Here is an 18,662-nt window from a genome sequence, read left to right on the forward strand (position 1 = left end):
GGCCCAGGTGCAGCGAGCCGGAAGGGACAGCAACCCTTCGGACCAACCCGACGGCCATTGGAAGTGGTCGCCGGGAAGTTGTCTACGGAGCTGCCGTCCCTTCCGTCACCGCCCTCGAGGCAGCGGAACCGACCTCCGCGAACCGGGTTCTACGAATGGTGGCGCCCCACCCGCAACCCGCCCACTCGGACGTCGGTCCGCCTGCAACGATCTGCACGAGCGGACCCCTGCACTCTGCGTCGTTGCCGGTGGGCGTGTCAACAGAACCCAGATACCTTTGCGCGACACGCCGCAGACACGCCGCGACTCCGGACCGCCCGCTCAGGAGACACCGGGATCAGGGCCCTGAGCTCAGCGCCCAGGGGCGGGCGGCACCACGACGGTCCCGGTGGCCGTGGTGGCCCGCACCGGCTCCTGGAGGATCCGGGCGGCCCCCGGCGCCTCGGGGGTGGCGGCGCCGCGGCCCACCACCAACACCTCGAACTCCATCACCCGCGAACGAGTGCCCCGGGAGACGAGCGTGCAGGTGATCTCCAGGAGGTCTCCCGCCCGGACGGGGGCCAGGAACTGCACGTCGGAGTAGGAGGCGAAGAGCCCTTCGTCACCATCGGTGCGGATGCACATCTCGGTCGCGACGTCGCCGAAGAGTCCCAGCGAGTAGGCGCCGTCGACGAGGTTGCCGGCGTAGTGGGCGTGGGAGTAGGGCACGTAGCGGCGGTGCACCACCCGCTGACCCGTGGGAGCGCTGGTGTCGGACATCAGCCTGCCTTCCTCTGCGAGAGCCGGTGCACCAGGAACGATGCCACCTCGCCGGGGGTGGTGCCCCGGCTGAACACGCGGTCCACCCCGAGCTCGGCGGCGGCCCCTTCGTCGAAGCGAGGTCCGCCCACGACCAGGAGCGGGGCGGTGCCACGGGGGTAGGACTCGCGGAACGCCGCCGACATCTCCCGGGTGTTGAGCAGGTGGGCGTCGCGCTGGGTGACCACCTGCGAGACCAGCACGGCGTCGGCCTTCTCCTGCCTCGCCACCGAGACGAGGTCGGGCACCGAGACCTGCGCGCCCAGGTTCACCACCTTGATCTCCCGGTAGTACTCCAGCCCTTTCTCCCCCGCGAAGCCCTTGATGTTCAGGATCGCGTCGATCCCCACCGTGTGGGCGTCGGTGCCGATGCAGGCGCCCACCACCACCAGTCGACGGCGCAGCACCTCCTTGACCTGGGCGTTGACCTCCTTGGGGGTGAGGAGCGGGTAGTCGCGCTCCACCACCTCCACGGTGCTCGGGTCGACGAGGTGGTGGACCCTGCCGTAGACGACGAAGAACGTGAAGTCCGAGCCCATCGGCCGGGCATGGACCACCATCGCGGGGTCCATCCCCATCTTGTTGGCCAGCTGGGCGGCCGCCCCCTCGGCGACCTTGGAGTGCGGCAGCGGCAGGGTGAAGGAGAGCTGGACCATGCCGTCCCCGGTGGTGTCGCCGTAGGGACGGACCAGGTGCCCGGCCTCGTTGCTGCTCATGACGCGCCTTCCAGGAGGTCGGTGGCGGGGTTGAGATAGAGGTCGGACTTCTTCGAGACGCCGTCCAGGCCCCGGCCGCGGTCCGCGGGGCGCTTCATCAGTCCGAACGTGCCGTCGGCGATCGCGTCCAGCAGCCCGTCGGGGTGGCCGATCACCTTCTCCAGGAGCTCGATCGACTCCCCCAGCACCGCACGCGCGCGACCGGCGATGAAGCCGTCCGGGGCGGGGCGGAAATCCTCGTGCAGGTTGCCCGCCGCGTTCATCACGTAGCGGACGTTCTGCAGGGCGAGGTCCCGGTCGGAGAGCCACGGGGTGACCACGGCCTCGGTCATCATGCCCACGAGCAGGATCCCCTGCCCGGTGAGCGCGCCGACGAGGTTGAAGAAGCCGTCGAGCAGGTAGCCACGGAACACGTCGCCGGTCATGTGCCGGGTCGGCGGCATCCACTTCAGCGGCGCGTCGGGGAACAGGTCACGGGCGAGCATGGCGTGCGCCAGCTCCAGACGCAGCGAGTCGGGGACCTGGGGGTCGATCTCGAACGCGTGGCCCAGACCCAGCTGCCAGTCCTCCAGTCCCGCCTCCTTGGCGAAGTACTCGTTGAGGAGCTGGCTGGTGGTGACCGTGTGCGCGGCGTCCACAGCGTCGGCGGTGGTGAGGTAGTTGTCCTCGCCGGTGTTGATGATGATGCCGGCGCGAGCGTGGACCTGGCGACTGAACCTCTGGTCCACGAAGGTGCGCACGGGGTTGATGTCGCGGAACAGGATCCCGTACATCGAGTCGTTGAGCATCATGTCCAGGCGCTCCAGCCCGGCCAGCACCGCGATCTCGGGCATGCAGAGCCCGGAGGCGTAGTTGGTCAACCGTACGTAGCGGCCCAGCTCACGGCTCGTCTCGTCGAGGGCGGCACGCATCAGGCGGAAGTTCTCCTGGGTGGCGTAGGTCCCGGCGAAGCCCTCCCGCGTGGCGCCCTCCGGCACGTAGTCCAGGAGCGACTGCCCGGTGCTGCGGATCACCGCGATCACGTCGGCGCCCTCGCGGGCCGCGGCCTGGGCCTGCGGGATGTCCTCGTAGATGTCGCCGGTGGCGACGATCAGGTAGATCCACGGCTTGCTGGGCGCGTCGCCGATGCGCTCGATCATCTGCTCGCGCTCGTGCCGACGTCCGTCCACGCGTGCGATCCCCGCCCCGACCGCGCCCAGTGCGGCGTCCCGCGCGCGGCTGCGGTCCTTCCCCTCGGGCAGCCGGAACCGGACCGAGCCGGCGCCGGCCTTCTGGGCCAGGGCACTCAGGTCGTCGGCCTCGCCGCGCACCAGGGCGTCCCAGACCGGGAGCGAGACGCCGTGGGCCAGTCCCCCGTCGGTGTGCAGGTCGGCCGCCACCGCGTCGGCGAGGCGGTTGACCCAGGGGATGCCGTCGGCGTCGGCCCCCTCCAGTCCGGCCAGGCGCAGCGTGGCCCGCTCCACCGAGACGGTGGTGTGCTGTTGGGCGAGGTCCACGATGGGACGTCCGGCTTGGGCGGCCAGCGCCCGCGCCCGGCGTACGTCGGCTGCGGGGAGCTGGAGACGGCCGGTCATCGCAGCCGCCCCTCGAACAGCTCCCGCACGCCGGGGTCGCTGCGCAACAGGTCCAGGGCCTGGTCGGCGTGACCGGGCACGTAGCCGTTGCCCACCAGCATGGTCACGTCGGCTGCCACTCCCTCGGCACCCAGCGCCGCGGCGGAGAACGAGGTGGCCATGGAGAAGAAGACGACGGTGCCGCCCGGGGCGGTGGAGAGGATGGCGCCGCCTTCGCAGCCCGGCACGTCGACGCAGACCACGGTGACGTCCGCCGGCCCTCCGGCCGACTCCACCGCGGCACGGACCTCGACCGGGTTGCGCGCATCCGCCACGACCACCTCGTCGGCGAGCCCGGAGGCGCGCAGTGCCTGCGCCTCCTGCTCGTGCGGCACGACGCCGATGGTGCGGGCCGCACCGGCCTTGCGCGCCGCCGCGAGGCTCAGGCTCCCGGACTTCCCGCCGCCGCCCAGGACCGCGACCACCGGGGCGTCGTACCCCTGGACCACGCGGGCGGTCAACGCCGGCGCGCCGCACACGTCCAGCACCGCAAGGGCGAGGTCGGCGGGCAGGTCCTGGGGCAGCGTGGCCGCGATCGAGCGGCCGAAGAGGATCGCGTAGCCATCGCACGGCACCTGCTCGCTGGTGCCCGTCCAGTCGCGCAGCCCGTCCTCGATGACCAGAGGGGTCAGCGTCAGGGAGACCAGCGTGGCGACCGGGTCGCCGACGCGCAGCCCGAGCGGGGAGTCGGCACCGACCTCCTCGACCACGCCGATCAGCATCCCGCCCGACCCGGTCTCGGGGTTCTGCATCTTGCCGCGGCGGGCCACGATCTCGAGGACCTCGGCACGCACCCGGTCGCCGTCACCCGCGTGCTTGCGCTCGAGCTGCCGGAAGGAGGCCGCGTCGAGGTTGAGCCGCTGTACCCGGATCCGCACCTCGTCGGGCCACAGCTGGGGCCTGGTGTCGAGGCGCTGCGCGCTCTGCGGCAGCACCGCGGCGTCGTCCAGCACCCGGTGCAGTCCGACCGGATCGCTGGCGATAGTTGACTCGACCGCACTCATTCGACCATTCCTTCATTGGATCCCGCATTTGCCGGAAATCTTGCGGCCTGTCGATGGACGGACAGGATGATGTGCTCGTACTCTTCCAGATGAGAGACGTGTCTCACAACAGACACGCCGCCCTGACACGCCAGGCAAGGAGAGCCATGAGCATCGAGACCGCCGTTGGGCTGGCCACCGGTCAGCCCTACCCCTACCAGCGGGTGGAGCTCGTGGAGCCCGACTGGACGCGGTTCCCGGGCTGGCGCGACGTGACCGCACAGGACTGGGCCTCGGCGCAGTGGCAGCGCGCGCACTGCATCAAGAACGTCCGTCAGCTGCGCGAGCTGCTGGGCGACCTGGTCGACGACCGCTTCTACGCCGACCTGGAGCGTGACCAGGCCGAGCGAGCCACCATGTCGATGCTGGTGCCCCCGCAGATGATGAACACCATGGTCCCGGCCCCGAGCAGCGCCGGGCCGGGCTCCCTGACCGAGGCGCTGTACGCCGACCCGATCCGTCGCTACATGCTGCCGGTCTTCTCGGACCGGCGTACCGACTGGGCCTCGCACCCGCACGCCGCCCGGGACTCCCTGCACGAGCACGACATGTGGGTCGCGGAGGGGCTGACGCACCGCTACCCGACCAAGGTCCTGGCCGAGCTGCTGCCCACCTGCCCGCAGTACTGCGGGCACTGCACCCGGATGGACCTGGTCGGCAACTCCACGCCCGTCATCGAGAAGCTCAAGTTCACCGCCAAGCCCGCCGATCGCCTGGGCGACATGCTGGACTACCTGCGGCGCAGCCCCGCGGTGCGCGACGTGGTGGTCTCGGGCGGGGACGTGGCCAACATGCCGTGGCTGCGGCTGGAGTCGTTCCTCACCGAGCTGCTGGCGATTGAGAACATCCGCGACATCCGGCTCGCCACCAAGGCGCTCGTCGGGCTGCCCCAGCACTGGCTCCAGCCGGAGGTGGTCGAAGGGGTCCAGCGCGTCGCCCAGCTGGCGCGCTCACGCGGGGTCTCGCTGGCCATCCACACTCACGCCAACCACGCCAACTCGATCACTCCCCTGGTCGCCGAGGCCAGCCGGGCGATGCTGGACGCCGGGGTCCGCGACGTGCGCAACCAGGGCGTCCTGCTCAACGGGGTGAACGCCGATCCGCACGCACTGCTCGACCTGTGCTTCGCACTGCTCGACGGGGCGCAGATCATGCCCTACTACTTCTACATGTGCGACATGATCCCGTTCTCGGAGCACTGGCGGGTCTCGGTCGCCGACGCCCAACGGCTCCAGCACCACATCATGGGCTACCTCCCCGGCTTCGCCACTCCGCGCATCGTGTGCGACGTACCGTTCGTCGGCAAGCGGTGGGTGCACCAGGTGGCTGACTACGACCACGAGCGCGGCATCTCCTACTGGACGAAGAACTACCGGACCTCCATCGAGGCGGCCGACCCCGAGGCGCTGACCCGCACCTACGAGTACTACGACCCGATCCACACCCTGCCCCCGGAGGGTCAGGCCTGGTGGGCCCAGCACGGCCGTCTCGAGGAGACGCAGCTGAAGGCAGCCGAGGTCGCCGAGGCGTCGCGGCGGTTGGCGATGCTCCAGGCGCGCTGAGGGCCGCAGGGATCCCCGCCTGGCCGGGGATCCCCTCGGTTCGGGGGGCGTGCATGCCCCCCGAACCCGTAGGAAGCCACACCAGCCTTTCTCCACAGCCCCGGATGGGCCGACCCATCTCCACAGGACGGGTGCTGCCGGCGTACCCGAGGGCTTGGCTGCCTGCAGTCTCGGACCATGACGGCACCGGAGCTGGTCGACCTCGAGAACCTCGTCTTCCTCCGACGAGACGTCCTCGATCAGGGGTACGACGACCGCCACATCGTGCGCATGGTCCGGTGCGGAGCCTGGCACCGGATCCGGCGCGGGGCGTACGTCGAGGGGGAGGCATGGCGGTCCCTGTCGGAGACCGATCGCTACCGGCTGCGATGTCGTGCCGTGCTGCGCACCGCGCATCCGAGCGCGTCGCTGAGCCATGTGTCGGCCGCGATCGAATGGGGTGTGCCGGTCTGGGGCGTGCCGCTCGACGAGGTCCATCTGAGCCGGGTGGACGGCAAGGGTGGGCGCAGAGAGGCCGGCGTGGTCCACCATCGTGCTACGACGCCGGCGGAGCACCTGTGCGATCTACGTGACGTGCGCGTTACCTCGCCCACGCGGTGCGCCGTCGAGATGACCTCGATGGCCGGCGTCGAGTCGGCGCTGGTGAGCGTTAACGGTCTGCTGCACCTGGGCCTGACGACTCCCGGGGATGTGGCGGAACTGGCCCACGACCTGCGGTTCTGGCCGAGCAGCATCGGCGCCAACCTGGTGGTGCGCCTGGCCGACCCACGCCTGGAGTCACCGGGCGAGACGCGTACGGCGTACTTCATGTGGGCGAACCACCTGCCCAAGCCCATCCCCCAGTTCCAGATCCACGACGAGCACGGGCGTCCCTTCGCCCGGGTGGACTTCGCGTTGCCGGAGCACGGGGTGTTCATCGAGTTCGACGGTGCCGCGAAGTACCAGGAGCACCGACGGGCGGGTGAGACGTTGGAGGACTACGTCCTGCGTGAGAAGCGGCGTGAGGAGCGGATCTGTCAGCTCACCGGCTGGGTGTGCCTGCGCATCACCTGGTCGGACCTCAATCGCCCACGTGAGCTCGCGCTGCGGATTCGACGCGTCTTGGAGTCCAGGATCCGGGCCGATCAGTGAGGTTGGTGGCCTCTTCCTGCGGTTAGGGGGAATGCATGCCCCTCGAAGCGCAGGGATCCCCGCTCAGGCGGGGTTTCCTGCGCTCTCCGCCACCGGGCGGCTCTCGAACGGCGTGGACAGCACGATCGTGGTCCGCGTCGAGACGTTCCCGGCGTGCCGGATCCGCGCCAGCAGGTTCTCGAGGTCGGCAGGGGTGGCGACCCGGACCTTGAGGATGTAGGACTCCTCCCCCGCCACCGACCAGCAGGACTCGATCTCGGTGATCCGCTCCAGGCGCCGGGGATAGTCGTCGGGCTGTGCGGGGTCGAAAGGACGGATGGAGACGAAGGCGGTCAGGGGCAGCCCGGTCTGCACGTGGTCGATGGTCGCGCCGTAGCCCTTGATCAGACCCCGGGACTCCAGGCGCTTGACGCGCTGGTGCACCGCGGAGGTGGACAGTCCGGTCGCCCGGCCCAGGTCGGTGTAGGACATCCGACCGTCGGCGGCCAGCAGGCCGAGGATCTTGCGGTCGGTCGCTTCTACCTCAGGAGTACTCACGCCGCGAACCCTAGAGGAACCGGGGCCGGCCCGCGGGCGTGCTCGAAGAGTGGCCGCAGCAACCCCAGGCGCGCTAGCGCAGGGTGACGTCAGGTCCACCGCGTGTCCAGATCGACGTTGTTGTCTTCGCAACGAAACATGCTGTTACTACACGGTGACATGGGAGGCGACCGCCGGAAACACGCGCTCAACAGACTCAGCGCGTTCCCCGGGACACAGTGTCGTGACCCCCGGTCCAGGCGCCTGCCCGCCCGCGGCGGCGCAGCACAGAGAGGGTCACCACCTTGAACCCCAGAACCCCACGCCTGATCGGCGGCGTGCTCAGTGCCGTCGTCCTCTCCAGCGCCCTCGCCGGGTGCGGCGCCAAGGCCGGCGAGACCTCCGAGGCCGCCGAGTCGTGCGTCAAGACCAACGGCGACAGCATCAAGGTCGGCTTCCTCAACTCCCTCTCCGGCACCATGGCGATCAGCGAGACCACGGTCTTCAAGTCGCTCTCGATGGCCGCCGAGGAGATCAACGCCGACGGTGGCGTGCTGGGCAAGCAGCTCGAGATCGTCAGCGAGGACGGCCAGTCCGAGCCCACGGTGTTCGCCGAGAAGGCCACCAAGCTGATCGACCAGGACTGCGTCGCGGCCGTCTTCGGTGGCTGGACCTCCAGCTCGCGCAAGGCGATGCTGCCGGTCTTCGAGGGCAAGAACTCCCTGCTCTTCTACCCCGTGCAGTACGAGGGTCTCGAGGCCTCGCGCAACATCTTCTACACCGGTGCCACCACCAACCAGCAGATCATCCCGGGCCTGGACTACCTCAAGGACGAGAAGGGCATCAAGTCGATCTTCCTGGTGGGCTCGGACTACGTCTTCCCCCGCACCGCCAACGCGATCATCCAGGCGTACGCCGCCGAGCACGGCATCGAGGTCCTCGGCGAGGAGTACCAGCCCTTGGGCTCCACAAACTTCGGCACCGTGGTCGACAAGGTGAAGAAGTCCGGCGCGGACGCGGTCTTCAACACCCTCAACGGCGACTCCAACGTGGCTTTCTTCAAGGAGTACAAGGGCAAGGGCCTCACCGCGGAGTCCATGCCGGTCGTCTCGGTCTCCATCGCCGAGGAGGAGGTGCCGGGCGTCGGGGTCGACAACCTCGTGGGGCAGTACACCGCGTGGAACTACTACCAGACCATCGAGACGCCGACGAACCAGGCGTTCGTGTCGGCGTTCAAGGAGACGAACGGCACCAAGGCCGTCACCTCGGACCCGATGGAGGCGGCCTACACCTCCCTCTACCTGTGGAAGGGCATGGTCGAGAAGGCCGAGTCCTTCGCCACCGACGACGTCATCGACGCCGCTGAGGGGGTCACCTTCGACGCCCCGGAAGGCTCGGTCACGGTGAACGGCGAGAACCACCACATCGCCAAGACCGCCCTGATCGGCCAGATCCGTCCCGACGGCCTGATCGAGACCGTGTGGTCCTCCGACGAGCCGATCGAGCCGGACCCCTTCCTGGAGACCTACCCGTGGTGGGAAGGCGAGTGACCCCGGCGCAGGACCGCACCAGGTCCTGACCAGATCCAGCCGGGTCGCGGACGAGATGGGGGTCTGCGTCCGCGACCCGGCTCCCTCGCCCGACGGCAGTGCCGTCGGGCCCTATCCCAGAAGGGGCGTGACACCGTGGACGTGTTCTTGTCCCAGGTCTTCACCGGCCTCTCCGCCGGCGGGGTCCTCCTGCTCATCGCCATCGGCCTCACCCTGACCTTCGGTCAGATGGGCGTCATCAACATGGCGCACGGCGAGTTCATCATGGCCGGCGCCTACACCGCCTACGTCATCAACTCGGTGCTGGGCAACGCCGAGCTGGGCCTGCTCGTCGCGCTGCCGGTGGGCTTCGTGGTCGGCGGCCTCCTCGGGGTGCTGCTCGAGGCGGGGGTGATCCGCTGGATGTACCACCGCCCGCTCGACACGCTGCTGGTCACCTACGGCGTGGGGCTGGTGCTCCAGCAGGTCGCCCGCGACATCTTCGGCGCTCCCGCCAAGGAGGTGCCCTCGCCGTCCTGGCTCTCGGGCTCGGTGCCCGTGCTGGGTTACGACTTCCCGCTCGCCCGGCTCTTCCTGCTGGTCCTCTCCCTGGTGTGCCTGCTGGGGGTGGTCGCGGTGCTGAAGTACACCGCGCTGGGACGCCAGGTGCGCGCCACGGTGAGCAACCGGGACCTGGCCGAGACCGTCGGCGTCTCCACCCGGCGTACCGACCGGATCACGTTCTTCCTGGGCTCCGGCCTGGCGGGCATCGCGGGCGTCGCGCTGACCCTGCTGGGCTCGACCGGTCCCACCATCGGCTCCTCCTACATCGTCGAGGCGTTCCTGGTCGTGGTGGTCGGCGGCATCGGCCAGCTCAAGGGCACCGTGATCGCGGCGTTCGCCATCGGCCTGATCCAGTCGTTCCTGGAGTACGCGACCAGCGGCAGCATCGCCAAGGTGCTGGTCTTCCTGGCCATCGTGGTCTTCCTCCAGGCCCGCCCCCAGGGCATCTTCGCGGTGCGGACCAGGAGCCTGGCATGAGCGTCCTCAGCACACCCCGCCGGGCACGCCTGCTGAGCCTGGTCGGATGGGTCGCCCTGGCCCTGGGCCTGCTGGTGCTGGCCCCGGCACTGCTCAGCGACTTCCGGCTCGGCCTGCTCGCCAAGTACTGCTGCTACGCGATCGCCGCCGTCGGCATCGGCCTGGCCTGGGGCCGGGGCGGCATGCTGGTCCTGGGGCAGGGCCTCTACTTCGGGCTCGGCGCCTACGCGATGGCGATGCACCTCAAGCTCTCCGACGCCGGCCCGGGCGAGGTGCCCGACTTCATGATGCTCTACGCCGGCGGCGAGATGCCGCTGTGGTGGGAGCCGTTCCGCAGCCCGGCGGCGACGCTGGCCGCGATCGTGCTGCTGCCGGCGCTGGTCGCGGCCGCGCTCGGGGTGGCCATCTTCAAGCGGCGGGTCAAGGGTGCCTACTTCGCGATCCTGTCCCAGGCCCTGACCGCGGCCTTCGCCATCCTGCTCATCGGCCAGGTCAAGACCACGGGCGGCTTCAACGGGCTCAACAACTTCCAGAGCTTCTTCGGCTACTCCCTCTACGACCCGGTCAACAAGCAGCTGCTCTACTACATCACCGCCGGGGTGCTGCTGGGATCGATCGCCCTGATGGCGCTGCTGTACCGCAGCAGGTTCGGCGAGCTCCTGGTCGCCACCCGCGACGCCGAGGAGCGGGTCCGCTTCCTCGGCCACGACCCGGCCAACATCAAGCTCCTGGCGTACGTCGTCGCGGCAGTGCTGGCCAGCATCGGCGGGGCCCTGTTCGTCCCGGTCGTGGGCATCATCTCCCCCGACGACGTGGGGGTAGGCGCCTCCATCGCCATGGTGGCCGGTGTGGCGCTCGGTGGGCGGGCCTCCCTGATGGGCCCGGCGGTGGGCGCGCTGATCGTCGGGTATGCCGAGACCTCGCTCTCGGAGTCCGTCCCCGGGTCCTGGTCCTACTTCCAGGGCGCCCTGTTCATCCTGGTGGTCCTCCTGCTCCCGGGGGGTCTCGCCCAGCTCTCGGGCCTGCTGGGCCGACTGCGCCCGACCGCACGACCGACCGGCCGGCGAGGCACCAGGTCCCAGGAACCCCAGCGCGAGAACGAGGAGGTCCCGGCATGAGCGAGCGGCGGCGCGACTACCTGGAGGTGCGCGGGATCCGCGTCGAGTTCGACGGGTTCGTCGCGGTCGACGGGGTGGACCTGACCTTGCTCCAGGGGCAGGTGCACTTCCTCATCGGGCCCAACGGCGCTGGCAAGACCACGGTCGTCGACGCCCTCACCGGGCTGGTCAAGGCCTCGGGGCTGGCCTCCTACGACAACCACAACCTGCTGGAGATGTCGTCGCACAAGATCGTCCGGCTCGGCATCGGGCGGACCTTCCAGACCGCCACCGTCTTCGAGGAGCTCACGGTGGTGCAGAACCTCGACATCGCGGGCGGGGTGCACCGCAGCGCCTGGTCGATGCTGCGACCGCGGCGAGGGGTGCCCGACTACGTGCACGCGGCGCTGGAGACGGTCGGCCTGACCGACCTGGCCGACCGGCCTGCGGGGGTGCTGTCCCACGGGCAGAAGCAGTGGCTGGAGATCGGCATGCTGCTGGTCCAGAACGCCAAGGTGATGCTGCTGGACGAGCCCGTGGCCGGGATGTCCGGGGAGGAGCGCACCCAGACCGGGGAGCTGCTGCACCGGATCGGCAAGGAGCGCACCATCGTGGTGATCGAGCACGACATGGACTTCGTCCGGGCCTACGCCGACGTGGTGACCGTGATGAGCGCGGGCACCGTGCTGGCGCACGGGAGCGTGGAGGAGATCCGTGCCAACCCCGAGGTGCAGCGCGTGTACCTCGGTCACACCGTGGAAGGGGCAGCCTGATGCTCGAGATGCTGGACGTCGTCGGAGGCTACGGCCGGACCAGGATCCTGCACGGGGTCTCGCTGAGCATCCCCAGCGGCGGCGCCGCCTCGGTGATCGGGCACAACGGGGCCGGCAAGACCACCCTGCTGCGGGCCGCGGTCGGTCTGCTGCCCCTGACCTCGGGGAAGGTGCTGCTCGACGGTGAGGACGTCACCAGGATGCGCCCCCACCAACGGGTACGACGGGGCATCGGCTACGTGCCGCAGGGACAGCAGTCGTTCGGTCAGATGACCACCCTGGAGAACCTGCAGCTGGTCGCGGGCAAGGACCGCTCGGCGATCGAGGAGATGCTGGAGCTGTTCCCGGCCCTGAAGACCCTGCTCCCCCGCCGGGCCGGTCTGCTCTCCGGTGGCCAGCGGCAGCAGCTCGCCATCGCCCGGACCCTGCTCACCAAGCCCAGGATGCTCATCCTGGACGAGCCCACCGAGGGCATCCAGCCCAACGTGGTGGCCGAGATCGAGCAGGTGATCACCGATCTGACCACGCGTGGTGACTTGTCGGTGCTGCTGGTCGAGCAGCACGTAGGCTTCGCGCTGCGAGCGACCCAGGACTACCACGTCCTGGCCTCCGGCAGGATCACCGCCCAGGGGGGCACCGGTGTCGGCGCCGCCGACGAGGTCCGCTCGCTGATGGCCGTCTGAGAGCGAAGGACCCACCTTGCACCTGACACCCTCGGACACCGAGAAGCTGCTGCTCTCCGTGGCGGGCATGGTCGCCCGGGACCGCCTGGAGCGCGGCGTGCTGCTGAACCATCCCGAGGCGGTCGCCCTGCTGGCCACGTGGGTGATCGAACGGGCGCGAGAGGGTGCCGGGGTCACCGACCTGATGAGCGCCGGCCGAGAGGTGCTGCGCCGCGACCAGGTGATGCCCGGGGTGGCCGAGATGCTGCACGACGTGCAGGTCGAGGCGACCTTCCCGGACGGGCGCAAGCTCGTCACCCTCCACGACCCGATCAGCTAGGAGCCCTCGTGTCACTGTCCACCGAAGGTCCTGGGGCGGTCCGGGTCGCACCCGGGACGCACCGTCTCAACGCCGACCGCGGCCCCGAGGAGCGGCTGCGGCTGGTCGTGGTCAACACCGGGGACCGTCCCGTCCAGATCGGGTCGCACCTGCACTTGCCGGACGCCAACGCGGCGCTGGAGTTCGACCGGGCCGCCGCGCACGGCTTCCGCCTCGACATCGCCTCGGGCACCTCGCGGCGCTTCGAGCCCGGCGCCTCCCGCGAGGTCGACCTGGTGGCTCTGCGCGGGGCCCGGGTGGTGCCCGGGATCCAGCGGGGCAAGGCAGCCGGTGGGCTCGATGCTTGAGATCCCCCGCGCGGAGTACGCCGCGCTCTACGGCCCCACGGTGGGCGACCAGGTCCGCCTGGGCGACACCGACCTGTGGATCGAGGTGGAGCGCGACCTCACCTTCGGCGGGGAGGAGGCGGTCTTCGGCGGCGGCAAGTCGATCCGCGAGTCCATGGCACAGTCCACGCGCTCGCGTGCCGACGGCGCCCCGGACACCGTGATCACCAACGCCGTGGTGCTCGACCACTGGGGGGTGGTCCGCGCCGACGTCGGCATCCGCGACGGCCGGATCGTCGCGCTGGGACGGGCCGGCAACCCCGACATCGCCGACGGGGTCCACCCCCAGCTGGTCATCGGTCCCTCGACGGACGTGATCTCCGGAGAGGGCCGGATCCTGACCGCGGGCGCCATCGACGTCCACGTGCACTTCCTCTCCACCTCGCAGGTCCACGAGGCGCTCGCCACGGGCACGACCACGCTCGGCGGCGGGGGCACCGGGCCTTCTGAGGGCTCGCGGGCCACCACCGTGACCCCGGGGGCCTGGCACCTGCAGACCGTGCACCGCGCCCTGGACCGGCTGCCGGTCAACGTGCTGCTCATGGGCAAGGGCAACACGGTGAGCGCCGAAGGGCTGCGCGAGCAGGCGCTGGCCGGAGCGGCGGCGTACAAGGTGCACGAGGACTGGGGCTCGACCCCGGCCGCCATCGACGCGGCCCTGCGCGCCGCCGACGAGTACGGCGTCCAGGTCGCCCTGCACTCGGACAGCCTCAACGAGGCCGGCTTCCTGGAGTCCACGATCGCCGCGATCGCCGGTCGCTCGATCCACGCCTTCCACGCCGAGGGCGCGGGCGGTGGGCACGCCCCGGACATCATGAAGGTCGCCTCCCTGGGCCACGTGATCCCCGGCTCGACCAACCCCACGCTCCCCCACACCGTCAACACCGTCGCCGAGCACCTCGACATGCTCATGGTCTGCCACCACCTCGACCCGCGGGTGCCCGAGGACCTGGCCTTCGCGGAGTCCCGGATCCGCGCGACCACGATCGCCGCCGAGGACGTGCTGCACGACCTCGGGGCGATGTCCATCACCTCCTCCGACGCCCAGGCCATGGGTCGCATCGGCGAGGTCGTGTGTCGCACCTGGCAGGTGGCGCACGTGATGAAGCACCGCCGCGGCTCACTGGGGACCTCCCTGCCCGCCGACAACGAGCGCGCCCGCCGGTACGTCGCGAAGTACACGATCAACCCGGCGATCGCCCACGGCATCGCCGACCACGTCGGGTCGGTGGAGGCCGGCAAGATGGCGGACCTGGTGCTGTGGGACCCCCGGTTCTTCGGGATCCGCCCCGAGCTGGTCCTCAAGGGCGGTGCCCTGGTGCTGGGCGCGCTGGGCGACCCCAACGCCTCGATCCCCACGCCGCAGCCGGTGCTGATGCGGCCCGCCCTGGTCGACGGCGACGCCTCGGACCATGCCGTCACCTTCGTCTCTCCCGCCGCGCTGGCCGACGGCCTGGGCGAGCGGCTCGGGCTGCGCCGCAGCCTGGTGGCGGTGGCCCCGACCCGCGAGGTCGGCAAGGCCGACATGGTCAACAACGACGCCTGCCCGCGGATCGACATCGACCCGGAGACGTTCGCGATCGACGTGGACGGCGAACGGGTGCAGCCCGCCCCGGCCCAGGTGCTGCCGCTGGCCCAGCTGTACTCGATGTTCTGATGCCGCCGGTGCAGAGCCTCTCCTCCAGCGCGGTCTCGCTGCTGCTCTCCGACGCCCGACTGCCGGTGGGCGGGCACACCCAGTCCGGTGGCCTGGAGCCGGCGCTGCTGGCCGGGCTGAGCCCCGAGGGGATCGTCGGCTACTGCCGGACGCGGCTCGCGACCGTCGTACGGACCGAGGCGGCGACCGCGGTCGTGGCCCGGAACGTGGCCCTGGAGCACGGCGACCTCGGCCTGGTGCATGCCCACTGGGCCGCCCGCACGCCGAGCGCGGCCCAGCGAGAGACCTCCGCCGAGCTGGGCCGGGGCCTGCTCAGGCTGGCCCGCCGGCTCTGGCTCACCGGGGCCGACCTGGCAGCGCTGGCGGCGCTGCCGAGTCCGGCCCGGCCGTTGGTGCTCGGCGCGGTCGCGGCCCGGACCGGCCTCGATGCCCACCACCTCGCCCAGGTCGTCGCCTACGACGACGTGCAGACCGTGGTGGCGGCCGGGCTCAAGCTCGCGCCCGGCGACCCGGTGGTCGCCACCGGCTGGGTCTGGGAGCAGCTCGGCGAGATCGACCGGCTGGCGACCGAGGTGGCCGGGGCCCGGACGCCCGGCGACATCCCGTCGCTGGCCGCACCGCAGATCGAGGAGTGGGCACAGGCCCACGCCCACACCACAAGGAGGCTGTTCCGTGCCTGAGACCGTCAGAAGCACCCTGCGACTGGGAGTCTGCGGACCCGTCGGCACCGGAAAGAGCTCACTGATCGCCACGCTGTGCCGAGAGCTCGCCGCGACCCATCAGCTCGGGGTGATCACCAACGACATCTACACCGACGAGGACGCCCGCTTCCTGCGCTCCGCCGGGGTGCTGCCCGCCGAGCGGATCGTGGGCGTGGAGACGGGAGCCTGCCCGCACACCGCCATCCGGGACGACGTCACCGCCAACCTCACGGCGGTGGAGGACCTCGAGGAGCGCTTCTCCCCGCTCGACCTGGTGCTGGTGGAGTCCGGCGGGGACAACCTGACCGCGACGTTCTCCCCCGCGCTGGTCGACGTCCAGATCTTCGTCCTCGACGTCGCCGGCGGCGGCGACGTGGCCCGCAAGGGCGGGCCGGGGATCGAGCGTGCCGACCTGCTGGTGGTCAACAAGACCGACCTGGCGCCCCATGTCGGCGTGGACGTGGCGCAGATGGTCGCCGACGCCACCCGCGCCCGGGACGGGCGGCCCGTGGTCGCCCTGTCCCGCCACGACGCGGCCTCCGTGGAGGCGCTGGTCTCGTGGGTGAAGGCCCAGCTGGCCGAGCTGCGGCGCGGACGCCTGGTCCCCACGGACCCGGGACCGATGCCCGCCCACGACCACCCGCACCCCGCGGACCACCCGGTGTCGGCTCATGCCCACAGCCACCCATGACGTGACGGTCGGGGCGCTCACCACCGGGATCTCGGTGGCGCGCACGGCCTCCGGCCCGGTGACGGTGGGGCTGCGCCACGGGGGGCTCCGCGGCCAGCTCCTGGGGCGGGACCGCACGGGTGCCCGGGTCGCCCTGCTGGCTGCTCAGGCGCTGTTGCTGGGCGGGGACCAGGTCCGGCTCGACGTACGGGTCGGCGCCGGGTGCCGGCTGGAGATCACCGAGCCCGCGGGCACGGTCGCCTACGCCATGGACGAGGCGGCCGCGGGCTGGCACACCACGATCGACGTCGAGCCCGGAGGTCTCCTGGTGTGGCACACCGCGCCGTTCGTCGTCTCCGAGCAGGCACGGGTGCACCGCAGCACCACGGTGCTCCTCGCGCCGGACGCCGGGTGCCTGCTCCGGGAGACCCTGGTGCTGGGCCGCAGCGGGGAGGGACCCGGACGGCTCAGCACCACGACGTACGCCGCACGGCACGGGTCGCCGGTCCTGGTGGAGACCCTGGACCTGGGACCGGCGTCACAGGTGCCCGGGATGCTGGGCGCGAACCGGGTGCTCGACCAGGTCACCGACCTCCGTCCCGGACGGGTCAGCGACGACCCAGCGGCGTTCAACCTCGCGGCCGGCGGCGTGGTGCACCGGCGGCTGGCCCCTGCGGCCCACTTGGCCTCCCTCGAGTCCACCTGGCAGGAGCTCGTGCGCTCCAGCGCCGCCGCGGACTGAGTCTGGCAGGATCATCGTCGTGACCGAACCCGCGCCGCGCCTGATGCTCCTGGACACCGCCAGCCTCTACTTCCGGGCGTTCTTCGGGGTGCCGGAGATCAAGGCGCCGGACGGCACCAACGTCAACGCGGTGCGCGGCCTGCTGGAGTTCATCGCCCGGTTGGTCAACGACTACCGCCCCACGCACCTGGTCTGCTGCTGGGACAACGACTGGCGTCCGCAGTGGCGGGTGGACCTGCTGCCCACCTACAAGGCCCACCGGGTGGTGACCGAGCGCCCCGGGGAGACCCCGGACGTGGAGGAGGTGCCCGACCCGCTGGAGACACAGATCCCGATCATCCTCGAGGTGCTCCGGGCGCTGGGCATCAGCGTCGTCGGGGCGGACCACCACGAGGCCGACGACGTGATCGGGACGCTCGCGACCGACGCCGGGATGCCGGTGGAGATCGTCACCGGCGACCGCGACCTGTTCCAGCTCGTCGACGACGAGGCGCAGGTTCGGGTGCTCTACACCGCTCGCGGGGTGAGCAAGCACGAGCGGGTCACCGGTGAGGTGGTGCGTGCCAAGTACGACGTCGAGGCCCACCAGTACGCCGACTTCGCGACGCTGCGCGGGGACGCCTCGGACGGCCTGCCCGGAGTCCCCGGGGTCGGGGACAAGACGGCGGCCACCCTGTTGGGCCGCTTCGGCGACGTGCCCGGCATCCTGGCTGCCGCGGACGACCCCGACTCGGATCTGGCGCCGGGGCCGCGGCGCAAGATCAAGGACGCCGCCGACTACCTCGCGGTGGCCCCCACGGTGGTCGCCGTGGTGCGCGACCTCGACCTGGGACCGGTCGACGCGCTGCTCCCCCGCACCCCCCGCGACCCCGAGGCCGTCGTCGAGCTGAGCGGACGCTGGAACCTGGAGGGGCCGCTGACCCGGGTGGTCACGGCACTGACCGGCCCCGAGGACTCCTGACGGGCCGGCACCGCGGCACCGGCTTGCCCCTCGTGCCTAGGTTGGTGACATGAGCCATATCGCTGTCGTCGGGGGCCACGGAAACGTGGCCCGTCACCTGCACCCGATTCTCGTCGCCGCCGGGCACACGCCCGTGGCCCTGGTCCGCAAGGACGCCTACCGGGCCGAGCTGGAGGCGCTGGGCGCCGAGGTGCGCCTGCTGGACATCGAGGCGGACGACGCCTCGGCGTTCGCCACCGCGTTCGACGGGTGCGACGCGGTGGTCTTCGCGGCCGGTGGCGGTGCGGACGGCAACGTGCAGCGCAAGCGGACCGTCGACCTCGAGGGCTCCCTGAAGTCCATCGCCGGCGCACGGCAGGCCGGGATCACCCGGTTCGTCCAGCTCTCCGCCATCGGCGTGGACGACGCACTCCCTGACGACACCGCCGAGGTGTGGAAGGCCTACGTCGAGGCGAAGCGGGACGCTGACGTGGCACTGCGCGACAGCGGGCTGGACTGGACGATCATCCGCCCCGGCGCCCTCACCGACGACGACGCCCTGGGCCGCGTCCAGCTGGCCGAGCACGTCACGCGCGGCAGCATCCCCCGAGCCGACGTCGCCGCCGTGCTGGCGGCGGTGCTGGACTCCGAAGCGGCCGTCGGCCGGCAGTGGGAGCTCGTCTCGGGTAACACCCCGGTGGACGACGCGGTGGCGCTGGCCGTCACCGGCTGAGGCCTGCGCCGC

Annotated in this window: 20 protein-coding genes; 15 read left to right on the forward strand and 5 right to left on the reverse strand. The window is 71.0% G+C overall.

The window, feature by feature from the left end; all coding sequences use genetic code 11:
- Positions 1 to 351 precede the first annotated feature (351 nt).
- Genes C5H89_RS07730 through C5H89_RS07745 form a run of 4 tightly spaced genes read right to left on the reverse strand, consistent with a single transcriptional unit; the run spans position 352 to position 4,131 of the window.
- On the reverse strand, positions 352 to 759 hold the full coding sequence (locus tag C5H89_RS07730; RefSeq protein WP_104106443.1) for a hotdog domain-containing protein: 408 nt from the start codon (positions 757 to 759) through the stop codon (positions 352 to 354).
- A complete protein-coding gene (locus C5H89_RS07735) occupies positions 759 to 1,514 on the reverse strand; it encodes an OAM dimerization domain-containing protein (RefSeq protein WP_104106444.1) in 756 nt (251 codons plus the stop codon). Before C5H89_RS07735 ends, C5H89_RS07730 begins: the two co-directional genes overlap by 1 nt.
- Entirely contained in the window at positions 1,511 to 3,088 is a 1,578-nt protein-coding gene (locus C5H89_RS07740; protein WP_104106445.1) for a lysine 5,6-aminomutase subunit alpha, read from the reverse strand. The genes C5H89_RS07735 and C5H89_RS07740 overlap by 4 nt, the downstream gene beginning before the upstream one ends.
- Positions 3,085 to 4,131 (reverse strand): zinc-binding dehydrogenase, encoded by a 1,047-nt coding sequence (locus C5H89_RS07745; RefSeq protein WP_104106446.1) that lies wholly within the window; start codon positions 4,129 to 4,131, stop codon positions 3,085 to 3,087. The genes C5H89_RS07740 and C5H89_RS07745 overlap by 4 nt, the downstream gene beginning before the upstream one ends.
- Before the next feature lie 146 nt (positions 4,132 to 4,277).
- Here C5H89_RS07745 and C5H89_RS07750 point away from each other — a divergent pair, with 146 nt between their 5' ends.
- Positions 4,278 to 5,732 carry a lysine 2,3-aminomutase gene (locus C5H89_RS07750; protein ID WP_104106447.1) on the forward strand — a complete coding sequence of 485 codons (1,455 nt, stop codon included), beginning with the start codon at positions 4,278 to 4,280 and terminating at the stop codon, positions 5,730 to 5,732.
- A 177-nt stretch (positions 5,733 to 5,909) separates the two neighbouring features.
- Positions 5,910 to 6,863 carry a type IV toxin-antitoxin system AbiEi family antitoxin domain-containing protein gene (locus C5H89_RS07755; RefSeq protein ID WP_104106448.1) on the forward strand — a complete coding sequence of 318 codons (954 nt, stop codon included), beginning with the start codon at positions 5,910 to 5,912 and terminating at the stop codon, positions 6,861 to 6,863.
- A gap of 63 nt (positions 6,864 to 6,926) precedes the next feature.
- Here the strand turns inward: C5H89_RS07755 and C5H89_RS07760 are convergent, their stop codons facing one another.
- Positions 6,927 to 7,400, reverse strand: a complete 474-nt coding sequence (locus C5H89_RS07760; protein WP_104106449.1) for an Lrp/AsnC family transcriptional regulator — start codon at positions 7,398 to 7,400, stop codon at positions 6,927 to 6,929.
- Between the two features lie 284 nt (positions 7,401 to 7,684).
- Between C5H89_RS07760 and urtA the strand changes: the two genes are divergently transcribed.
- The 13 genes from urtA (at position 7,685) to C5H89_RS07825 (ending at position 18,650) form a co-directional block, all read left to right on the forward strand.
- Positions 7,685 to 8,929: an urea ABC transporter substrate-binding protein gene (urtA, locus tag C5H89_RS07765; RefSeq protein ID WP_104106450.1), complete on the forward strand. Its 1,245-nt coding sequence runs from the start codon at positions 7,685 to 7,687 to the stop codon at positions 8,927 to 8,929.
- Positions 8,930 to 9,064: 135 nt separating this feature from the next.
- On the forward strand, positions 9,065 to 9,949 hold the full coding sequence (gene urtB, locus C5H89_RS07770) for an urea ABC transporter permease subunit UrtB (protein ID WP_104106451.1): 885 nt from the start codon (positions 9,065 to 9,067) through the stop codon (positions 9,947 to 9,949).
- Positions 9,946 to 11,067 carry an urea ABC transporter permease subunit UrtC gene (gene urtC / locus C5H89_RS07775; RefSeq protein WP_104106452.1) on the forward strand — a complete coding sequence of 374 codons (1,122 nt, stop codon included), beginning with the start codon at positions 9,946 to 9,948 and terminating at the stop codon, positions 11,065 to 11,067. Before urtB ends, urtC begins: the two co-directional genes overlap by 4 nt.
- Complete coding sequence (gene urtD, locus C5H89_RS07780; RefSeq protein ID WP_104106453.1) at positions 11,064 to 11,819, forward strand: urea ABC transporter ATP-binding protein UrtD; 756 nt, start codon at positions 11,064 to 11,066, stop codon at positions 11,817 to 11,819. The genes urtC and urtD overlap by 4 nt, the downstream gene beginning before the upstream one ends.
- On the forward strand, positions 11,819 to 12,502 hold the full coding sequence (locus C5H89_RS07785; protein WP_104106454.1) for an ATP-binding cassette domain-containing protein: 684 nt from the start codon (positions 11,819 to 11,821) through the stop codon (positions 12,500 to 12,502). The genes urtD and C5H89_RS07785 overlap by 1 nt, the downstream gene beginning before the upstream one ends.
- A gap of 16 nt (positions 12,503 to 12,518) precedes the next feature.
- Entirely contained in the window at positions 12,519 to 12,821 is a 303-nt protein-coding gene (locus C5H89_RS07790) for an urease subunit gamma (protein ID WP_101524452.1), read from the forward strand.
- Positions 12,822 to 12,835: 14 nt separating this feature from the next.
- Positions 12,836 to 13,168 carry an urease subunit beta gene (gene ureB, locus C5H89_RS07795; RefSeq protein ID WP_101526158.1) on the forward strand — a complete coding sequence of 111 codons (333 nt, stop codon included), beginning with the start codon at positions 12,836 to 12,838 and terminating at the stop codon, positions 13,166 to 13,168.
- Positions 13,161 to 14,864, forward strand: coding sequence for an urease subunit alpha (locus C5H89_RS07800; protein ID WP_104106835.1), 1,704 nt, complete (start codon positions 13,161 to 13,163; stop codon positions 14,862 to 14,864). Before ureB ends, C5H89_RS07800 begins: the two co-directional genes overlap by 8 nt.
- Positions 14,864 to 15,544: an urease accessory UreF family protein gene (locus tag C5H89_RS07805; RefSeq protein WP_104106455.1), complete on the forward strand. Its 681-nt coding sequence runs from the start codon at positions 14,864 to 14,866 to the stop codon at positions 15,542 to 15,544. The genes C5H89_RS07800 and C5H89_RS07805 overlap by 1 nt, the downstream gene beginning before the upstream one ends.
- Entirely contained in the window at positions 15,537 to 16,256 is a 720-nt protein-coding gene (gene ureG, locus C5H89_RS07810; protein ID WP_104106456.1) for an urease accessory protein UreG, read from the forward strand. The genes C5H89_RS07805 and ureG overlap by 8 nt, the downstream gene beginning before the upstream one ends.
- Positions 16,237 to 16,977: an urease accessory protein UreD gene (locus C5H89_RS07815; protein ID WP_104106457.1), complete on the forward strand. Its 741-nt coding sequence runs from the start codon at positions 16,237 to 16,239 to the stop codon at positions 16,975 to 16,977. The genes ureG and C5H89_RS07815 overlap by 20 nt, the downstream gene beginning before the upstream one ends.
- A 43-nt stretch (positions 16,978 to 17,020) precedes the next feature.
- Positions 17,021 to 17,938 carry a 5'-3' exonuclease gene (locus tag C5H89_RS07820; RefSeq protein ID WP_104106836.1) on the forward strand — a complete coding sequence of 306 codons (918 nt, stop codon included), beginning with the start codon at positions 17,021 to 17,023 and terminating at the stop codon, positions 17,936 to 17,938.
- Positions 17,939 to 17,987: 49 nt separating this feature from the next.
- Positions 17,988 to 18,650 carry an SDR family oxidoreductase gene (locus C5H89_RS07825; protein ID WP_104106458.1) on the forward strand — a complete coding sequence of 221 codons (663 nt, stop codon included), beginning with the start codon at positions 17,988 to 17,990 and terminating at the stop codon, positions 18,648 to 18,650.
- Positions 18,651 to 18,662 lie beyond the last annotated feature (12 nt).

Source organism: Nocardioides sp. 616, from assembly GCF_002930065.1.
Lineage (GTDB): Bacteria > Actinomycetota > Actinomycetes > Propionibacteriales > Nocardioidaceae > Nocardioides > Nocardioides houyundeii.

What these genes read in the sequence shown, in the direction of transcription:
- C5H89_RS07730 (WP_104106443.1), bottom strand. Translation starts at nt 759, where the DNA reads ATGTCCGACACCAGCGCTCCCACGGGTCAGCGGGTGGTGCACCGCCGC.
- C5H89_RS07735 (WP_104106444.1), bottom strand. Translation starts at nt 1,514, where the DNA reads ATGAGCAGCAACGAGGCCGGGCACCTGGTCCGTCCCTACGGCGACACC.
- C5H89_RS07740 (WP_104106445.1), bottom strand. Translation starts at nt 3,088, where the DNA reads ATGACCGGCCGTCTCCAGCTCCCCGCAGCCGACGTACGCCGGGCGCGG.
- C5H89_RS07745 (WP_104106446.1), bottom strand. Translation starts at nt 4,131, where the DNA reads ATGAGTGCGGTCGAGTCAACTATCGCCAGCGATCCGGTCGGACTGCAC.
- C5H89_RS07750 (WP_104106447.1), top strand. Translation starts at nt 4,278, where the DNA reads ATGAGCATCGAGACCGCCGTTGGGCTGGCCACCGGTCAGCCCTACCCC.
- C5H89_RS07755 (WP_104106448.1), top strand. Translation starts at nt 5,910, where the DNA reads ATGACGGCACCGGAGCTGGTCGACCTCGAGAACCTCGTCTTCCTCCGA.
- urtC (WP_104106452.1), top strand. Translation starts at nt 9,946, where the DNA reads ATGAGCGTCCTCAGCACACCCCGCCGGGCACGCCTGCTGAGCCTGGTC.
- urtD (WP_104106453.1), top strand. Translation starts at nt 11,064, where the DNA reads ATGAGCGAGCGGCGGCGCGACTACCTGGAGGTGCGCGGGATCCGCGTC.
- C5H89_RS07785 (WP_104106454.1), top strand. Translation starts at nt 11,819, where the DNA reads ATGCTCGAGATGCTGGACGTCGTCGGAGGCTACGGCCGGACCAGGATC.
- C5H89_RS07800 (WP_104106835.1), top strand. Translation starts at nt 13,161, where the DNA reads ATGCTTGAGATCCCCCGCGCGGAGTACGCCGCGCTCTACGGCCCCACG.
- C5H89_RS07805 (WP_104106455.1), top strand. Translation starts at nt 14,864, where the DNA reads ATGCCGCCGGTGCAGAGCCTCTCCTCCAGCGCGGTCTCGCTGCTGCTC.
- C5H89_RS07815 (WP_104106457.1), top strand. Translation starts at nt 16,237, where the DNA reads ATGCCCACAGCCACCCATGACGTGACGGTCGGGGCGCTCACCACCGGG.
- C5H89_RS07820 (WP_104106836.1), top strand. Translation starts at nt 17,021, where the DNA reads ATGCTCCTGGACACCGCCAGCCTCTACTTCCGGGCGTTCTTCGGGGTG.
- C5H89_RS07825 (WP_104106458.1), top strand. Translation starts at nt 17,988, where the DNA reads ATGAGCCATATCGCTGTCGTCGGGGGCCACGGAAACGTGGCCCGTCAC.